Genomic DNA, 700 nt, shown 5'->3' with positions numbered 1-700 from the left:
CTCAGCAGCTGGCGCGCCGTATATATTCATTAATTGTGGCCCCTTTTTATTGAGACCAGCATTACGTTGATGGCACTGACCACAGGCATCTTTATAGATCAATGCGCCGTTAACTGCATCTCCTTCAGTATACAATGGCAAGGTCACAGGGTCGCGATGATCAGGCGGTGTATGCTCACAAGCAGTGAGCAATAAAACAACGGCAAAAAGACTGCTTATTTGATATTGATTAATAATAGACATTTTGGCAATCTTTGGTTGGTGAGCATTAACGATTGTGAGCATTAGCGATAAAGATTTTGTAGCATCGCAATATGTTAACTGGCGATTTTTAGCGTTTTGCTAGGCTCTTCTAAATAGTATCCTTGCAGATAGCGCGCACCCACACTCCATGCGACTGACATAGTCGCTGCATCTTCAATATACGGCATTAGCACATCAACATTTACCTCATTGGTACGCGTGATAAGTGACTTAACCGTGTCTAAGTTATCTGCTGAGTGGATATCTTGTACATAGTTACGGGCCAAACGCACGACGTCCGGCTGCACTAAATTGGCAATTTCGATAGATTTGGCAGAAGATCCAAAGTTATTGATGCCCATTTGACAGCTGACTTCATTAAGGGCCGAAAACTGAGATTTTGCCACAGTTAAATGATCTGAGATGTCTTTTTCGTTAAATTGTAATGTTAACACAC

Annotated in this window: 2 protein-coding genes; both read right to left on the bottom strand. The window is 42.1% G+C overall.

The window, feature by feature from the left end; genetic code table 11:
- On the bottom strand, window positions 1-243 hold a 243-nt coding region (locus ACS8FC_RS17610; RefSeq protein ID WP_439297742.1), incomplete at its 3' end, for a c-type cytochrome.
- A 74-nt stretch (window positions 244-317) separates the two neighbouring features.
- Window positions 318-700, bottom strand: a 383-nt coding sequence (locus ACS8FC_RS17605; RefSeq protein ID WP_439297741.1) for an EAL domain-containing protein, incomplete at its 5' end; no start/stop codon positions are given.

The sequence above is a fragment of the Psychrobacter sp. 1Y4 genome (assembly GCF_051847555.1).
This window is presented reverse-complemented; position numbering and strand designations above follow the sequence as displayed.